This window comes from Bradyrhizobium sp. BR14999 (assembly GCF_056106085.1).
Window position 1 is genome coordinate 5,651,245 of the sequence record NZ_CM148536.1, and the last position, 16,826, is coordinate 5,668,070.

At 65.2% G+C, this 16,826-nt stretch carries 12 protein-coding genes; 6 read left to right on the plus strand and 6 right to left on the minus strand.

All coding sequences use genetic code 11. The annotated features are described in order from the left end of the window. The first annotated feature begins 119 nt into the window (after positions 1-119). From ACR9YP_RS26430 to ACR9YP_RS26450, 5 genes are read left to right on the plus strand one after another with little or no spacing between them, the layout of a single operon-like run. Positions 120-281, plus strand: a complete 162-nt coding sequence (locus ACR9YP_RS26430; RefSeq protein ID WP_438108626.1) for a hypothetical protein — start codon at positions 120-122, stop codon at positions 279-281. An 8-nt stretch (positions 282-289) separates the two neighbouring features. Further along, positions 290-2,218: a glycosyltransferase gene (locus tag ACR9YP_RS26435; RefSeq protein WP_474217540.1), complete on the plus strand. Its 1,929-nt coding sequence runs from the start codon at positions 290-292 to the stop codon at positions 2,216-2,218. Between the two features lie 3 nt (positions 2,219-2,221). Further along, on the plus strand, positions 2,222-2,962 hold the full coding sequence (locus ACR9YP_RS26440) for an ABC transporter ATP-binding protein (RefSeq protein ID WP_474217541.1): 741 nt from the start codon (positions 2,222-2,224) through the stop codon (positions 2,960-2,962). Then, complete coding sequence (locus tag ACR9YP_RS26445) at positions 2,959-4,338, plus strand: glycosyltransferase family 4 protein (protein WP_474217542.1); 1,380 nt, start codon at positions 2,959-2,961, stop codon at positions 4,336-4,338. The genes ACR9YP_RS26440 and ACR9YP_RS26445 overlap by 4 nt, the downstream gene beginning before the upstream one ends. Before the next feature lie 11 nt (positions 4,339-4,349). Continuing rightward, positions 4,350-5,630, plus strand: a complete 1,281-nt coding sequence (locus tag ACR9YP_RS26450) for an O-antigen ligase family protein (protein ID WP_474217543.1) — start codon at positions 4,350-4,352, stop codon at positions 5,628-5,630. On the opposite strand, the gene ACR9YP_RS26455 is transcribed toward ACR9YP_RS26450, so the two are convergent. The 6 genes from ACR9YP_RS26455 to ACR9YP_RS26480 form a co-directional block, all read right to left on the minus strand. Continuing rightward, a complete protein-coding gene (locus tag ACR9YP_RS26455) occupies positions 5,631-6,578 on the minus strand; it encodes a DMT family transporter (RefSeq protein WP_474217544.1) in 948 nt (315 codons plus the stop codon). It abuts the gene before it with no gap. A gap of 145 nt (positions 6,579-6,723) precedes the next feature. Beyond that, on the minus strand, positions 6,724-7,707 hold the full coding sequence (locus ACR9YP_RS26460) for an NAD(P)-dependent oxidoreductase (RefSeq protein WP_474221118.1): 984 nt from the start codon (positions 7,705-7,707) through the stop codon (positions 6,724-6,726). Then, positions 7,608-8,739, minus strand: a protein-coding gene (gene prfB / locus ACR9YP_RS26465) for a peptide chain release factor 2 (RefSeq protein ID WP_474217545.1) whose coding sequence is annotated in 2 segments (ribosomal slippage) — positions 7,608-8,669 and positions 8,671-8,739 — 1,131 coding nt in all. Because the reading frame shifts where the segments join, the coding sequence is not laid out codon by codon here. Before prfB ends, ACR9YP_RS26460 begins: the two co-directional genes overlap by 100 nt. 209 nt (positions 8,740-8,948) lie before the next feature. Further along, a complete protein-coding gene (locus tag ACR9YP_RS26470; protein ID WP_091888011.1) occupies positions 8,949-11,450 on the minus strand; it encodes a penicillin-binding protein 1A in 2,502 nt (833 codons plus the stop codon). A gap of 265 nt (positions 11,451-11,715) precedes the next feature. Then, positions 11,716-13,011 (minus strand): N-acetylmuramoyl-L-alanine amidase, encoded by a 1,296-nt coding sequence (locus ACR9YP_RS26475; protein WP_474217546.1) that lies wholly within the window; start codon positions 13,009-13,011, stop codon positions 11,716-11,718. Between the two features lie 618 nt (positions 13,012-13,629). Beyond that, positions 13,630-14,550, minus strand: coding sequence for a hypothetical protein (locus tag ACR9YP_RS26480; RefSeq protein ID WP_474217547.1), 921 nt, complete (start codon positions 14,548-14,550; stop codon positions 13,630-13,632). 15 nt (positions 14,551-14,565) lie between these two features. Between ACR9YP_RS26480 and ACR9YP_RS26485 the strand changes: the two genes are divergently transcribed. Further along, complete coding sequence (locus ACR9YP_RS26485) at positions 14,566-16,800, plus strand: Rne/Rng family ribonuclease (RefSeq protein WP_474217548.1); 2,235 nt, start codon at positions 14,566-14,568, stop codon at positions 16,798-16,800. Positions 16,801-16,826: the final 26 nt, after the last annotated feature.

Below are 16,826 nucleotides of genomic sequence, written 5' to 3' on the forward strand. Positions count from 1 at the left end.
ACCGATGCCCTACGTGGGACACAATCCCACTTTTTTCCACTAGGCCGATTGACGTGGTAAATTTTCCCACATATACGAGCCCCACCACTGAGGGCGCGACGTAGAGGGACTTAAAACCCATGGTTGACCGCTTGGTCCGCATTTCCACTTCACCGCCTGCTATGCCGGCTCCCGATTGGGGGCATGGCGCGATCGAGCCGATGCTGCCGGCGCTGCTGCGCGGCGCGATCTTCATTGCGGTGCTGGCCGCACCGTTCCTTGCCGCGCTTCTCGCAGGCTGACCACCGTCATGCATCACATCCACGAAACCCCGCGCCGCCCGTCGGTGCTGCACATCTTCAAGGTCTATTATCCCGACCTGTTCGGCGGCACGCTCACGGTGATCCGCGACATCTGCGCGAGCTTGAAAGATGCCTTCGCCTCCGCCGTGCTGGTCTGCTCGCAATCGGCCGAACGGCGCGAGATCATCGTCAATGACGTCCCGGTCGAACGCGTCCGCTCGTTCGGCAATCTGTTGTCGCTGCCCGCCGCTCCCACCTATCCCTGGCGGCTGTGGCGCAAGATCGCCGCGCACGATCTGCTCGCTCTCCACGCCCCCTTCCCGCTCGCCGACCTTGTCTTTGCCTTCGGATTCGGTGCCAAGCGGCCGCTGGTGGTGCACTGGCACGCCGACATCGTCACCCATGCCGGCCTGCGCTGGTTCATCGAGCCCCTGATGCGGCGGACCTTGCGCCGCGCCAAGGCGATCATCGTCTCGGACCACGTGCTGGTCGACAACACGCCATTGCTGCGCGAATTCGAGGACAAATGCCACGTCGTGCCATTCGGCATCGACACCTCTGGCTATGACTGGCCGAAGATCGAGCCGCACCACATCAACGATCGCGGCCGACTCGTGCTGGCCTGCGGCCGGCTGGTGCCCTACAAGGGTTTCGACGTGCTGATCCGCGCCGCCGCCGCACACAATTTCGAGGTCTGGATCATCGGCGAGGGCACCGAGCGGCCGCGGCTCGAGCAATTGATCCACGAGCTCGGACTCGGTGATCGCGTCCGCCTGCTCGGCTCGGTCAACGATTGCGAGCGCATCAAGTTGATGTGCCTCGCCGACGTCTTCGTGATGCCATCGGTGACCAATGCTGAGACGTTCGGCCTCGTCCAGCTGGAAGCCATGGCCGCCGGCCGCCCGGTCGTGAATACGGCGCTCGACACCGCCGTGCCGCGCGTCGCCCGCCACGGCATGGAGGCGATCACAGTGCCGCCCGGCGACGCCGCGAAGCTGGGCGAGGCCATCGACACCCTGATCCGCGATCCCGAGCGCCGCCGCCGCATGGGACTATCGGCGCGCACGCGCGCCCTCACCCGCTATTCGGCCACGGCCTTCAAGCAAGGCATGGAGACCGTCTACCGCGAGGCCATCGCCGCACCGAGCGAGGAGCGATCGGCGATTGCCGATCCGCCGCAGGCGACGGGGTGGGTGGACACCGTCCGGATCGCGGCGGCGCTGGCCTGGTCCGACATGCGACACCGCTATGTGCGCTCGCTGCTCGGCCCGTTTTGGATGTCGCTCCAGATGGCGATCGTGGTCGCGGTGCTGGGCTCGGTGATCGGGCAGATGTCGAACGCCGACGTGCTGTCGCGCCTGCCCATGCTGGCGCTGTCGATGACGGCCTGGACCTTCCTCAACAGCGTGGTGCTCGATGCCACCACGGCGCTGCAGAACTCCGCGAGCCTGATCCGCGACCGGGCGCTGCCGCCGGTGATCTTCCTGCTGCAATGCACGTTCCGCCAGGCGCTGTTCGCTCTCCATAACGCCTGCGTGCCGCTACTCCTGTGGCTCATCCTGTCCCGCCATGATCTCTCTCACGCGATGGCAGCGCTGCCGGGCCTCCTGCTGTTCGTGGTCTGCACTTTCGCCCTGAGCCTCGTTCTCGGTGCGATGGCAACGCGCTATCGCGACCTCAAGCCGATCATCGAATCCACCATGATGCTCGCCTTTCTCGCCTCGCCCGTGATCTGGTCGTCAGAGATGATCAACCACCGCTCGACGGTGATGCGGATCAATCCGCTGACGCATCTGTTCGCGGTGTGGCGCGAGCCGCTGGCGGGTGGCCATGTCGATCCCGTCAGCATCGTCTATGTCCTCGTCGCGTTGGCGCTCCTGATCTGCGCGAGCGTGCTGACGCTGGTCCATCTGCGCAAAGCTGCATTCTGGATCTGACGCATGGTTTCGATCAGCCTTCGCAACGTCTGTCTCGACTATCCGCTCTACGGTGCCTACGACTATTCGCTGAAACGGCGGCTGCTCGGCCATCTCATTCGCGAGCCGGGCGAGATGCGGATCATCCGCGCCGTCGATAACGTCACGATCGAGGCCGAAGCCGGCGCCCGCATCGGGCTTGCCGGCCCCAACGGCTCCGGCAAATCGACGCTGCTGCGGCTGATCGCCGGCGTCTATCCGCCGAGCAGTGGCAACATCGCAATTCAAGGCAACGTCGTGCCGCTGCTCGGCCTCAACGCGGGCGTCAATCTGGATTTCGTCGCGGAAGATAACATCGCGCTGCTGCTGCGGATCAGCGGCCGCAAGCCGACCCGCCGCGTGATCGACGAGATCTGGGCCTTCACCGAGCTCGAGGCACGCATGCAGCGGCTGCCGCTGCGGATGTTCTCCTCGGGCATGCTGATGCGGGTGCTGTTTGCGACCGCCACGGCGTTTCCTGCCGATATCCTCCTGCTCGACGAATGGCTCAGCGTCGTCGATGAGCACTTTGCGGAGAAGGCCCAGCAGCGGCTGCTGAACCTCGTATCGCAGGCGGCAATCGTGATCATCGCCTCGCACGACCAGCCGCTGCTGCGCCGTACCTGCACCAGCATCATCAATCTCGATCACGGCCGCGTCGCCTCGACCGTCACGGTCACCCCACCGGCCACCCACACCTTCGAGCTCCGCGAGAAACGTGCATGAAGCAGAACATCCTTGTCGTGTCCGAAGCACTCGGCGAGCCCAACCACAAGCGCGGCATCTTCCACTTCACGCGTGAATTGATGCGCTCGCTCGCGGCCGAGGGGCACGAGCTGACGCTGCTGGTCGAGACCACGCGGCGCTATCGCAAGCTGCACCGGCGCGAGCGACGCACCAAACTCTTTCCGGCGCAGTCGCGCAACATAGAGCTGCTCGCGCTCTACCGCTTTCTCGATGAGGTCAACATGGGCGAGCCGGTCGTGCGCGGCGGACTGCGGCGCACGCTCGACTGGATCCGCCACAAGGCCACCATGTCGGTGTCGTGGGACTACATCGTCTGCTTCCTTCGCGCCGTCGGCTTGCGCGGCCTGGACGCCCGGCTGATCGAGAACAGGACCGAGGCGCTCGAATACGTCCCGCCGGACCTGCGCCATCTCGAGCTGTTCCGCGACTTTCAGCTCGAGCCCGGCTTCTACAGCTATCAGGACTCCTCGGCGTTCTTCCTGCTGCCGCCACCGCGGGTGGACGCGCGCGACTACGACGTCATCGTCGTGGATACGCCGACGAGGGTTGCGATCAGGCGTAGGCCCGACGCCAAGGTGATCTGCGTCGTCCACGATTTGTTGCCGCTCACCGACCTCAAGCTCAGCGACGTCGCAACACGGCTGTTCCTGTCGCGGCTACTCACCAGCCTGCGCCAGGCCGACGAGCTCGCCTTTGTTTCAAACTATAGCATGATGCGGTTCAGGGAACTGTTGCCGCAATTTGCGCACCTGCCGGCGCGGGTCGTGTATCCCCGCACCCGGTTCGACGCCCCGGATGTCCTGCACCTGCCAGCCCCGTCGGGGCGTCCGGGGCGGCCGAGCTTCGTCGTCATCGTTTCGAACGAGCCGCGCAAGAACGTCGCCACCGTCGTCCGCGCCTTCCGCGGCGTACCCCACGCCGATCTCGTCGTGATCGGCTATGCTGGCGAGATCAGCCGGATGCGCAATCTGCCGCCGAACGTCCGCTTCGCCGGCTATGTCGACGAGCACGAGAAGGCGGCCCTGATCGCGGAGGCGCACGGCCTGATCATGCCGAGCTTCGCCGAAGGTTTCGGCGTGCCGATCATCGAAGCGCTGGCCGCGAACACGCCGGTGCTGTGCTCCGACATTGCTGTCTTTCGCGAGGTCGCGGGCGAGCTCGCCGACTATTTCGATCCGTTCTCGACCGAGGCGATCGCAGCCTCCGTCACCCGCGTGCTGACGCGGCAGGAGGAGTGGCGCGGCAAGATCCGGGCAAGGCGCCACGAGCTCACTGAACGCTTCGGCTACGAGACCCAGGCCCGGGATTTCCTTGGTCATGAGATGCCGAGAGAAAGCCTGGTCGCAGCACAGTAGACGTCAGCCAGATGACAGCTGAACAGGCAGCATGGTCCGGTCCGGCCAGCCCGCCAACTTTCCGCGACCGATGGCAGGCCCTGGGCGATTCCGCCGCGCTGTTCCGCGCTGCCGACATGCTCGCCGTGCTGATGGCGGCGTCACTGCCCTGGTCGACCACGGCGCCTTCGATCTTCGTCGGGCTCTTTTTGCTCGCGGTCACGCCGACCATCGACTGGCGCGACTATGCGCGCAGGCTCGCACGACCGGCGCTTGCCCTGCCCCTCGCCTTCCTGCTGCTCGCCCTCATCGGTACGCTGTGGTCGGACGGCGCATGGGCCGACCGGCTGCATGCGATCAAGCCAGAGGCAAAGCTCGTGCTCATTCCGCCGCTGCTCTATCATTTCAGCCGGTCGGAACGCGGCTTGTGGGTTTGCCTCGCCTTTCTCGCCTCCTGCGCGCTGCTTGCGGTCTTCTCCTGGATCGTGCTGCTCGATCCCAGCTGGAAGATCACCGCGACGGCGTCATCAGGCGTTCCCGTCAAGAACTACATCGACCAGAGTCAGGAATTCACGCTCTGCGCGTTCGCGCTTGCACTCCCTGCGTTGACCTTCTGGCGCAGCCCAAACCTGGCTGCGACAGCCGGCTGCCTGGCGCTGATCCTGCTGTTCGCTACCAACATGGTGTTCGTCGCGTCCGCTCGCACGGCGCTGCTCTGCATCGCGGTGCTGCTGGGCCTGTTCGCTTGGAGGCATCTGAGCCGGCGCGCGGCACTGCTCGTGCTCGCAGGCTCGCTCGCCGCGAGCGCGCTGGCCTGGACGACGTCGTCCTATCTGCGCCAGCGCATCACCGATATCGCCGTCGAATACCGCCACGGCCACGAGGACATCAGCCGCGCCTCGACGGCGCAGCGGCTGACCTATTGGCGCAAGTCGCTTCACGCCTTTGTCGAGGCGCCCCTGATCGGCCACGGCACCGGCTCGATCAAGCGCCAGTTCCAGCGCGCCGCCACAAGCGGAAGCAGCCTCGATGCCGAGGTCGTCAGCAATCCGCACAACCAGACCCTCAACGTCGCCGTGCAATGGGGCCTTCTGGGCGTCGTCCTGCTCTACGCCCTCTGGATCGCACATCTTCGCCTGTTTCTGGGCGAAGGCCTCGCCGCATGGATCGGCCTCGTCGTCGTGGTGCAGAACATCACGAGCTCCCTGTTGAACTCGCACCTGTTCGATTTCCACGAGGGCTGGATGTACGTGCTCGGCGTCGGCGTCGCCGGCGGCATGGCGCTGAAGGCGAAAGCCGGCAGCCGGCCCTGACTACTGGCTGCGCTCGTGGCCGACTGGGAGCTTACGCTCTGCGACGCGGCGCACCAGGCTCAATGTGCGTCCGTCGATCACAAGCAGCGCGCTGCCGATAACGATTGCGCCCGCGATCTCACGCATCGAGATCGGCTCGCCCAGCACCAGCCATCCCAGAAGGATGGCGGTGACGGGAATGAGCAGCGTCACCAGCATGACATTGCTCGCGCCCGAGCGCCGCAGGATCTGAAAGAAGACGATGTAGGCGAGCGCCGTCGACAGGCCGGCAAGGCCAAACACCGCAAGCCAGGTTGTGAGGCTCGGCATCGGAACTCGCCACGGCTGTTCCACCACACCGGCAACGGCCGCCATCATCACGGTCGACGCTATCAGTTGAAACGTCGCCGTGCCCAGCGGAGCTGCGTCCTTCAGCAATCGCCGCGCCGCCAGTGCCGCAAAGGCATAGCTGAGTGCGCCGCCGAGGCAGAGCAGGATACCGAGCCCATGCCCCGGCCTTGTCTCGAAGCCCCATCCGCGCAAGATGATGACACCGAGCAGCCCCAGCGCCACCCCGGCCATGCGACGCATCTGCAAGGTCTCGTCGCCTGCCGCCGCCATCACCACCACAGTGAACAGCGGCGTGGTGGCGTTGAGGATCGAGGCCAGCCCACTCGGAATGAAGGTCTGGCCGATCACGATGAGCGAGAACGGAATGACGTTGTTGAGCAGCCCGATCGCGACGAACGGCCTCCAGCCCATCGTGCCCGTGGGGAAGCCGATCCCCTGCATTCGGAGCAACGGCAGGAGAATGGCCGCGCCAAGCGCAACGCGCAGGAATACCAGCGTCAGCGGCGGCAATTCCCGTAAGCCTGCTCCGTTGAAGAAGAACGAGCCACCCCAGAGCACCGACAGCACGGCGAGCAGCGACCAATCGCGCGCATCGATCCGGTTATCGTTCGGGGGCATGGCGTCTCACCTCGGCGGCCGAGCCCATCGCCTAGAACGCTGCGGTGGACAGTGCCACCCGATTTCCGAATGAAGCACCCGGCTTATAAAACCGGTGCTCGGAATGAATGGAGCGGCCAAGGCGGCCCCATGTTGATACGCTTGTCTACGACGGCTTCTTCGGCTGCGACACCAGCTCGATCATCCTGCCCTCATCATCGTCGGGCAGCACAGCCTTTGCCTGCGCGTAGGCCTCGACCGCGGCACGTGCGACCAGCGGCTTATCAGCCAGCAGACTCTCGGCGAGCTTCACCGCGTAGGCGGCATCCTTGTGCCGCAGCGCCGACGTGAAGGTCGCGCCGCTGAAATCGCGGGCGACCATGCGCTTGGAGTGGCGCTGCACCTGGGGGCTTGCGGCGACGCCCGCCTGGATCGACTCCAGCACGAGGTTCATGTCGAGCCCGGCCTGCTCGGCGATCGCAAGGCCCTCGGCAAGGCCGGCGATCTGGATCGCGCCCATCAGATTGTTGATGAGCTTGTAGACCGTTCCAGTGCCGACCGCGCCGAAATGGCGGATGGTTGAGCCGATTGGGTCGAGATAAGGCCGCGCGCGCTCGAGATCGGCCGCATTGGCACCAACCAGCAGCGTCAGCTTTCCGCTAGCGGCCGCATCGGGCAAACCGGTCACGGGGCAGTCGATGTAAATGAGCCCACGCGCGTTCAGCTCGCGGCCCATCTCGCGGACATGGTCATAGGAGACGGTCGAGCATTCGATCGCGATGGTGCCGGCCTTCGCGGTCTTGGCCGCGCCCTTGGGCCCGAGCCAGACCGCGCGCGAGGCCTCGTCATCGGCGACCATGGTCACGACCGCGTCGGCATCGATCGCGGCATCCTCAGGGGACGTCGCCCAATGCGCGCCGCGGGCGATCAGGTCTTCCGCCTTATCCTTCCTGCGATTCCACAACGTCACGGTAAAGCCGGCATCGAGATAGCGGCCGGCCATGCCGTGCCCCATCCGCCCAAGCCCGATGAAGGCGACGCGGGGCATGATCAGTCCACGTCCTCGATGTCGCCGCTGGTGGTGCCGAAGGCGCGCTGCGCCAGCGTCGCGGCCATGAAGTCGTCGAGCTCGCCATTGAGCACGCCGGATGTGTCCGAGGTCTGCACCCCCGTGCGCAAATCCTTCACCATCTGGTAGGGCTGCAGCACGTAGGAGCGGATCTGGTGGCCCCAGCCGATATCGGTCTTGGCAGCCTGGTCAGCGGCGGCTTTCTCCTCGCGCTTCTTCAGCTCGATCTCGTAAAGGCGCGCACGCAGCATGTCCCAGGCCTGCGCCCGGTTCTTGTGCTGGGAACGGCCGGCCTGGCAGACCACCGCGACACCGGTCGGAATGTGCGTCAGGCGCACCGCGGATTCGGTCTTGTTGACGTGCTGGCCGCCAGCACCGCCCGAACGCATGGTGTCGGTGCGGACGTCGGATTCCTTGATGTCGATCTTGATGCTGTCGTCGATGACGGGGAACACCTGCACGCTCGAGAATGAGGTGTGCCGCCGAGCGTTGGAGTCGAACGGCGAGATGCGCACCAGGCGATGCACACCCGCTTCGGTCTTCAGCCAGCCATAGGCGTTGTGACCGGAGACCTGGATGGTCGCCGACTTGATGCCGGCCTCTTCGCCCTCGGATTCTTCCAGGAATTCGACCTTGAAGCCGTGGGTTTCGGCCCAGCGCGTGTACATGCGCAAGAGCATCTGCGCCCAGTCCTGGCTTTCGGTGCCGCCAGCGCCGGCATGGACTTCGAGATAGGAATCGAAGCGGTCGGCCTCGCCCGACAGCAGCGCCTCGAGCTCGCGCCGCGCCACCTCCTTCTCGAGGTTCTTCAGCGCGGCTTCGGCCTCGGCAACGACACCGTCATCGCCCTCGGCCTCGCCGAGCTCGATCATGCCGATATCGTCTTCGAGTTCCTGCTCGACCTTGCCGATGCCCGACAGCGCATCCTCCAGCGAGGTGCGCTCCTGCATCAGTTTCTGGGCTTTCTGGGGATCGTTCCAGAGATCGGGATCTTCTGCGAGCTTGTTCAGCTCAGCGAGGCGCGCCGTCGATTTCTCGACGTCAAAGATGCCTCCTCAGCAGCCCGACTGACTGCTTGATCTCTTCTACCAACCGCTCGATTTCGGCGCGCATGTCGTTCTCTGATGTCGCGGAATTGTTCCGCATTCGATTGCAACGGGGATGTAACGGCGGCGGCGCCAAAGCGCAACCGCCCGCTCCTTCAAACGTCAGCGTTATCCGCTAAAGCATGATCCGGAAAAGTGCGCAGCGGCTTTCCGAAAAGATCATGCTCAAACAACAACCTAAAGCGCGATGACGATTCGTCCTAATCTCATCGCGCTTTAGTACAGCCCGCCGGTGCCTGGCCGCATGAAGAAGCCGGAATCCGGCTGCTGCTGCTGCGACGCCGGCATGCGCCCATCGGCATCGGCTACGCCGATGACCGAATAGTTATCCGGCGGCGCCGTGCCCGGCTTGAAGGCTTCGAGGATGGTTCCGCCGGTCTCGCCGGGACCTGCGCGCATGCCGGTCTTGGAGACAACGCGCACGAGCTTGATGCCGGCCGGCACCTTGAACGGAACGGCGGGCTTGTCGGCGAGCGCAAGCTTGAGGAAATCGCGCGCGATCGGAGCTGCCAGATGGCCGCCGGTCGCGGCATTGCCTTTGCCGAGCGGGCGCGGCTTGTCGTAGCCCATATAGATGGCGACGGCGACGTCGGGCGAGAAGCCGACGAACCAGGCGTCCTTGGCCTCGTTGGTGGTGCCGGTCTTACCGGCGATCGGCTTGCCGACTTCCTTGACCACGGTCGCGGTACCGGCCTGCACCACGCCTTCCATCAGCTCCGTGATCTGATAGGCGGTCATGGAATCCAGCACCTGCTCGCGGCGGTCGATCAGCTGCGGCTCGGCCTGATTCTTCCAGCCGCCCGGCGCGTCGCAGCCGCGACATTCGCGCTGGTCGTGCTTGAAGATGGTGCGGCCGTAGCGGTCCTGGATGCGGTCGATCAAGGTCGGCTTCACCCGGCGGCCGCCATTGGCGAGCATCGAGTAAGCCGTCACCATGCGCATCGCCGTCGTTTCGCCGGCGCCGAGCGCGTAGGACAGATAGTTCGGCAGCTCGTCATAGACGCCGAAGCGGCGGGCATATTCGCCGATCAGGGGCATGCCGATGTCCTGCGCGAGGCGCACCGTCACGGTGTTCAGCGACTGCCGCAGCGCGTTGCGCAGCGTCACCGGTCCCTGGAACTTGCCCGAGGAGAAGTTTTCAGGCCGCCACACGCCGGCGCCCTGGCCCTGATCGATTTCGATTGGCGCGTCGAGCACCACGGTCGACGGCGTATAGCCGTTGTCGAGCGCGGCCGAATAGACGATCGGCTTGAACGACGAACCCGGCTGCCGATAGGCCTGCGTGGCGCGATTGAACTGGCTCTGGTCGAACGAAAAGCCGCCGACCATCGCGAGCACGCGGCCGGTCCAGGGATCCATCACCACCATCGCGCCCGACACTTCGGGGATCTGACGCAGCCGGTACTGGCCCTCGACGGGCTGGCCGTCCTTGTAGAGCGGATCAGCATAAATGACGTCGCCGGGCTGGAGCACCTGCGACACCGCCGTCGGCGTCTTGCCCCTTGTGCCGCCCTGCGTGGCCCGCGCCCAGCGCACGCCGTCGACCGTGACGATGCCCGTCTCGCGCTGCTTGCTGATGGCACCGCCAAGCTCACGGCTCGGCTGGAAGCCGATGCGCGCCGACTGGTCGCTGGTCTCCAGCACCACCGCCATGCGCCACGGCGAGATGTCGGAGAGCGACTTGATCTCGGCAAGCTTCACGCCCCAGTCGCCCGAAATGTCGAGCTTGCTCATGGCACCACGATAGCCCTGCTGCTCATCATAGTTCACGAGGCCAGCGACCATGGTCTTGCGCGCCATGACCTGGATCTTCGGATCGAGCGTGGTGCGGACAGAGAGGCCGCCCTCATACAGCTTCTTCTCGCCATAGCGCTCGAAGATGTCGCGGCGGACTTCCTCGGCGAAATATTCGCCGGCGAAAGTGTGGGCCCCGTTGGAGCGGCTGGTGACGGCGAGCGGCTCCTTGCGCGCCTTCTCGGCATCGGCCTGCTTGATCCAGCCGTTCTCCTGGAGACGGTCGATCACATAGTTGCGGCGCTCGATTGCGCGGTCGCGGTTACGCACCGGATGCAGGGTCGCCGGCATCTTCGGCAGCGCGGCCAGATAAGCGGCTTCCGCAACGGTAAGCTCGTTCACCGACTTGTCGAAATAGACCAGCGACGCCGCCGCGATGCCGTAGGCGCCGAGGCCGAGATAGATTTCGTTCAGATACAGCTCGAGGATCTTGTCCTTCGAGTAGGTCTTCTCGATGCGCATCGCCAGCAAAGCTTCCTTGATCTTGCGCGCAAAGGAGACCTCGTTGGTCAGAAGGAAGTTCTTGGCGACCTGCTGGGTGATGGTCGAGGCGCCCTGCGGACGCCGATTCGAGCCGTAGTTCTGGATGTAAAGCAGACCTGCGCGCGCCATGCCGGTGTAGTCGATGCCGCCATGCTCGTAGAAATTCTTGTCCTCGGCCGCCAGGAACGCGTTGATCACGAGCTTGGGCACCGCCTGGATCGGCAGATACAGCCGCCGCTCCTTGGCGTATTCGCCGAGCAGCGAACCGTCGACCGCGTGCACGCGGGTCATCACCGGTGGCTCGTAATCCTGAAGCTGAGAGTAGTCCGGCAAGTCCTTGGAGAAATGCCAGATCAGGCCTGCCACGGCCCCGACACCGACAAGGAACACCACTGTTCCCGCGGCGAACAGGAAGCCCATGAACCGCACCAGCAAGCGCATTATCTGTTTATCCGTTCAAACTCTGGATCAGCCCAAAGCGCCCCAAACGGGCGCCGTCCTCACGTCGCGAATTCACCGGCTTACTCAATAACATCAATGCCGGACCGAACGACGCTTGCCGAACGGGATTCTCGCCGATTCCGGAACCCCCTGCGGCTTTTTTATAAAGCGCCCGCTGTGGCCAAACTAGGGCTTTTGCGGCGGGACGGAAAAACCCTTTCAGTTCGAAGACCCCCGGGTCGTCAATTTGACGATCCCCGGATCGTCAATTTGACGATCCCGCCGTGGCCATCCGCTTGGCCAAGAACCCGTCGATCGCCTGCGCCATGGAGCCCACGGCACGGGACCGCCAGCCCTCGGAGACCAGATGCTCGAGGTCACCCTTGTTCGAGACATAGCCGATCTCGACCAGCACCGAAGGCACGTCAGGCGCTTTCAGGACCCGGAAGCCGGCCGACTTCAGGGGATGCTTGTGCATCCGCACCGTCGACTTCATTTCTCCCATCAGCAGACGGGCAAAACGGTTTGAAAAAGTGCGGGTTTCCCGCTGCGTGAGATCGATCAAGATGTCGGCGACGTCGGTCGGCTCCTCCGCGAGGTTGAAGCCGGCGATCGCATCCGCCCGGTTCTCGGCGTCAGCCAGCCGCTGGGCCTCGGCGTCGGAGGCCTTATCGGAGAGCGTGTAGATGGTCGCGCCCTGCGCATCGCCCTCGGCACGAGGCAGCGCATCGGCATGAATCGAGACGAACAAAGCGGCCTTGAGGTTGCGGGCGATCTTGGTCCGGTCATTGAGCGGAATGAAGGTGTCGTCGTCCCGCGTCATCACCACGCGATATTTGCCGGCCTTTTCCAGTCTATCGCGTAGCGCCAGCCCAAAGGCCAGGACGAGGTTCTTCTCGCTTTCGCCGCTCGATTGCGTGCCGTTGTCGATGCCGCCATGGCCGGGATCGATCACGACCACCGGCCGGCCATCGGCCTTCTGCTGCGCGGTTTCCGGAGCCGCCGCGGCTGGAACCGTGGCAGGCGGCGCCTCGGCGATCGCGGGCCTCAGCTCGGGACGGTTTTCGGGGGCGAGCGAGGGCACAAAGGCGGCGCGATCGACCTCTTCCAGCTCGAGCACGAGACGGGCCGGCTGGCCATTGGCGGCGTCGACCACGTAGGAATTGGCGATCTTCGCCGGCCCGGTCAGGTCGAACACGATTCGCGAGCCGCCGGGCATGACGAGCCCGTAGCGGAAGGCCTTGACCAGCCCCCGCCCCCCGCTGCCGGTACCGGCGGGCAGCTGAAAATTGACTTGCGGCACGTCCACCACCACGCGGTAGGGGTCGGCGAGCGTGACGGCACGAAAGGTAATGGTCTGGTCGATGTCGAGGATGAAGCGGGTCTGCTTGCCATCGCCGGCCAGACGGGCGGCCGAGGCGATTGGAAAATTCGCTACCGCAACAGAGGGTTGCGGCTGGCTTTCCGCTGCGCTCAGGCGCGAGGAATCGGCATATGGCAATGCTGCGGCGCACAGCAGCACGCATCCCAGCAAAACCCTTTGATTTGTGCGGCTCGTCACCGATTCCGTGCCTCCGAGCAGCCTCTTTAACGCAATAGAACCACAGGGTTAAACGATCCTTAATGACGGATATGCGAAACTCGCTGACTGTGACCGCCGTGCGACGCTCCCTTGCACGGATGGCTCATTCCTCGTATGTACGGACTGCTGACGGCCGATATTCCCGGTTGTGTCGCATTCAGCCTCCCGGTGCAGCGCCGGAACTCTCAAGGTTTGGGAATTCCAGCGTTTTCCGTTCCCCCTCTAAGACCAGCGCGGTGCGCGGCAACGAGATGGAGCGGGTCAAGCTCCGGCGGCGGACGGTCCTGGGTTACCACTCACGTTACCCGGGCGGTTCTGACAGCGACGTAACCCATTAACCCGGTCTCTTGATCCCAAGGGACCGGTTCGTGATCCCCCAAGGCGAGCGCGCTCGCGCCATGCCTGGCCAGCAGCAACTGATTGAGGGGCGGCCTCGCCGCCCAATGTTTCATACGGGCCGACGCTTGATGCGCCAGACTGTGCCGACGAATTCTAAAGGACCATTCGCGACGCTGCGGATTGAAAATTCCGCGCGCCACATTGGTCCTGAAGCTTTCGGTTCGGCAAGGCGCGAGAGACGGCGTTTCGGCCTTCCCCTCACCCCCGAATCAGGTGGACCGTCGCGTCACCCGGCGGCGCGATACGCGCCCACGGTGAATCGCGCCCGCCGCCGCCAAGAGTTAAGACATGCCCAACAAGATGTTGATCGATGCCACCCACCCGGAAGAGACCCGGGTCGTCGTGGTCCGCGGCAATCGCGTCGAAGAGTTTGACTTCGAGACCGCACAACGCAAGCAACTGCGCGGGAATATCTACCTCGCCAAGGTCACCCGGGTCGAACCCTCGCTCCAAGCCGCTTTCGTCGAATATGGCGGCAACCGCCACGGCTTCCTCGCCTTCAGCGAAATCCATCCCGATTACTACCAGATCCCGGTCGCCGACCGGCAGGCGCTGATCGAGGCCGAGGAACAGGCTCATCGCGAGGCCGAGGAAGAGAGCGAGAACCGCTCCCACGGCCGCCGCCGTTCGCGCCACCGCAACGCCCGTCGCCGCGGTCACGGCGAACGCGTCCGCAGCGACATCGTCGAAGGCCTCGAGGCCGGCGCCGACCCCGCGGCCCAGCCGGGCGAGGGCGAGGCACTGCCGGCGCAGACTGAAGGCGCTCCGCACGAAGGCGAGCACCTGCACGCCGATGCCGAGCATCACGGCGAGTACGACGGCCACGATCATCACGAAGACGATCATGGCGATCATCAGCCCCATGATGACGATCACCAACACGCCCACGCTGATGACGACCAGGGTGATCACAGCGAGCACGATCATCACGACCATGATCAAGCCGACGAGACGCCCGCACCTGTCGCGGCCGTCGGTGCCGAGCCCGTGGTTGCGGCCGAGACCGTTTCCGAGCCGCAGGAGACCGCCGCCCCCGAAGCCCACGCCGAGGCTTTTGCCGAAGCGGTAACTGTCGCCGCTGAACCAGCCGATGCCGTTTACGCCGCCGACGCGGCGCATGCCAAGGCCGCGGAAGTGACGGCCGACGAAGAGGAAGAGGACGAAGACGGCGAGGAAGCCGAAGAGGAACTCGTCGAATCCGTCGGCGGCGACGACGTGCTGGAGGAAGTGCCGGAGCGCACCTTCCGCCCGCGCCGTCAGTACAAGATCCAGGAAGTCATCAAGCGCCGCCAGGTGATGCTGGTGCAGGTCGTCAAGGAAGAGCGCGGCAACAAGGGCGCCGCGCTGACGACCTATCTGTCGCTCGCCGGCCGCTATGCCGTCTTGATGCCCAACACCGCGCGCGGTGGCGGCATCAGCCGCAAGATCACCAGCGCCCAGGACCGGTCGCGCCTCAAGGAAGTGGTGCAGGATCTCGACGTGCCCGAGGGCATGGGCATCATCCTGCGCACCGCCGGCGCTGCCCGCACCAAGCCCGAGATCAAGCGCGACTTCGAATATCTGATCCGGATGTGGGAGACGGTGCGCGACTTGACGCTGAAGTCGCAGGCCCCGACCCTCGTCTACGAGGAAGGCTCGCTGATCAAGCGCTCGCTGCGCGACCTCTACAACAAGGAGATCGACGAGATCCAGGTTGCCGGCGAATCCGGCTACCGCGAGGCGCGCGACTTCATGAAGATGCTGATGCCCGCCAATGTCAGCGCGGTGAAGCAGTATCGCGACGGCCAGCCGCTGTTCTCGCGGATGGGCGTCGAGAGCCAGCTCGATGCGATGTTCTCGCCGACCGTGCAGCTGCGCTCCGGCGGCTACATCGTCATCAACCAGACCGAAGCGCTGGTCTCGATCGACGTCAACTCGGGACGATCGACGCGCGAGCACCATATCGAGGACACCGCGCTCAAGACCAATCTGGAAGCGGCCGAAGAGGTCGCCCGTCAGCTCCGCCTGCGCGACCTCGCCGGCCTGATCGTCATCGACTTCATCGATATGGACGAGAAGCGCAACAACCGTGCGGTCGAGCGCAAGCTGTCCGATTGCCTCAGGCAGGATCGCGCGCGCATCCAGGTCGGACGCATCTCGCATTTCGGCCTGCTGGAAATGTCGCGCCAGCGCATTCGCGCCAGCGTGCTGGAGAGTTCGACTGATCCCTGCCCGCATTGCGGCGGCACCGGTCATGTCCGCTCAGTCTCCTCGGTGGCGCTCCAGCTGCTGCGCGGCCTCGAAGAGATCCTGATGAAGGGCGCGACCCACAATCTCGTGGTCCGCACCCGCACCGACGTCGCGCTCTACGTGCTGAACCACAAGCGCGGTCATTTGCGCGATCTCGAGAACGGCTTCAAGGTCACGCTGTCGGTCATCGCCGATCAGTCCGTCAGCGGACCTCAGGCTTACGTTATCGACCGTGGCGAGCAGGTGCATACGCTGGAAGCTGCCAAGGCGCTGCTCGCGGCACAGGCGGCTGCAAGCCCACCGCCCCTGGTCGAAGACGCCTATGAGGACGAGGAGTTCGATTCGGAGCTGGAATCCGAGATCGAGACCGAGGAGACCGAAGGTCTCTCCGAGGAGCAGGCCGCCGGTGAGGCAGCCCCCGAGCAGGACGGCCAGCGCCGCAAGCGCCGCCGCCGCCGCCGCGGCCGTGGCGGCCAACGCGACGGCGATTTGCGCGAGGATAGCGCGCCCACGCTTCCTGAGGCCGCTATGGCCGCCGGCGAAGCCGAAGAGGATTCAGAGTCCGAGCAGGATGGCGAGGAAGGCGAGGAACAGGCCGCCCGCGGCGAGCAGCAGGGCGGCGGTGAGCGCCGGCGTCGGCGTGGTCGCCGTGGTGGACGCCGTCGTCGCGGTGGCGCGGAGGAAGGTCTTGCCGGTTCCATCGGCGACGAGCTCGCGGCCAATGCGCCGCCGGAGGCGACCGACGCAGTCGCCGATTTCGACAGCTTCAGCAACGAGGCCGCGCCCTCGATTGCACAGGCCGAACACATCGCCGAACCACAGGCGGCGCAGCATGAACCGCGCGCCGACGTGCAGAGTGAGGCGCCGGCCCGGCCGGAGCCGGCTCCCGTCACGGCGACCGCAGCGCCGGTCGAAGAGCCCACCGACGACAAGGCCGCGCGACGCCGCTCCACGGTCCGGGAAAAGGTGAGCTTCCTGCTGCACAGCCAGCCCGAACCCGCAACACCGGTTGCGCAGCCGACCGAACCGGTTGCTGCGCCCGCGCCAGCAGCTGAGCCCGCACCGCAAGCCGCAAATGAACCTCCGGCCGCCCCGCGCCGTGCCGGCTGGTGGTCGCGCCGCTTCGGTGGCGGCGAATAAAGCCGAATATCGAATGCAAAACGCCC

Coding starts and splice junctions, on each gene's coding strand:
- ACR9YP_RS26470 (WP_091888011.1), bottom strand. CDS start 11,450: ATGCGCTTGCTGGTGCGGTTCATGGGCTTCCTGTTCGCCGCGGGAACA.
- ACR9YP_RS26440 (WP_474217541.1), top strand. CDS start 2,222: ATGGTTTCGATCAGCCTTCGCAACGTCTGTCTCGACTATCCGCTCTAC.
- ACR9YP_RS26445 (WP_474217542.1), top strand. CDS start 2,959: ATGAAGCAGAACATCCTTGTCGTGTCCGAAGCACTCGGCGAGCCCAAC.
- ACR9YP_RS26430 (WP_438108626.1), top strand. CDS start 120: ATGGTTGACCGCTTGGTCCGCATTTCCACTTCACCGCCTGCTATGCCG.
- ACR9YP_RS26455 (WP_474217544.1), bottom strand. CDS start 6,578: ATGCCCCCGAACGATAACCGGATCGATGCGCGCGATTGGTCGCTGCTC.
- ACR9YP_RS26480 (WP_474217547.1), bottom strand. CDS start 14,550: ATGCGCCGCGTCGGCGGCGTAAACGGCATCGGCTGGTTCAGCGGCGAC.
- ACR9YP_RS26435 (WP_474217540.1), top strand. CDS start 290: ATGCATCACATCCACGAAACCCCGCGCCGCCCGTCGGTGCTGCACATC.
- ACR9YP_RS26450 (WP_474217543.1), top strand. CDS start 4,350: ATGACAGCTGAACAGGCAGCATGGTCCGGTCCGGCCAGCCCGCCAACT.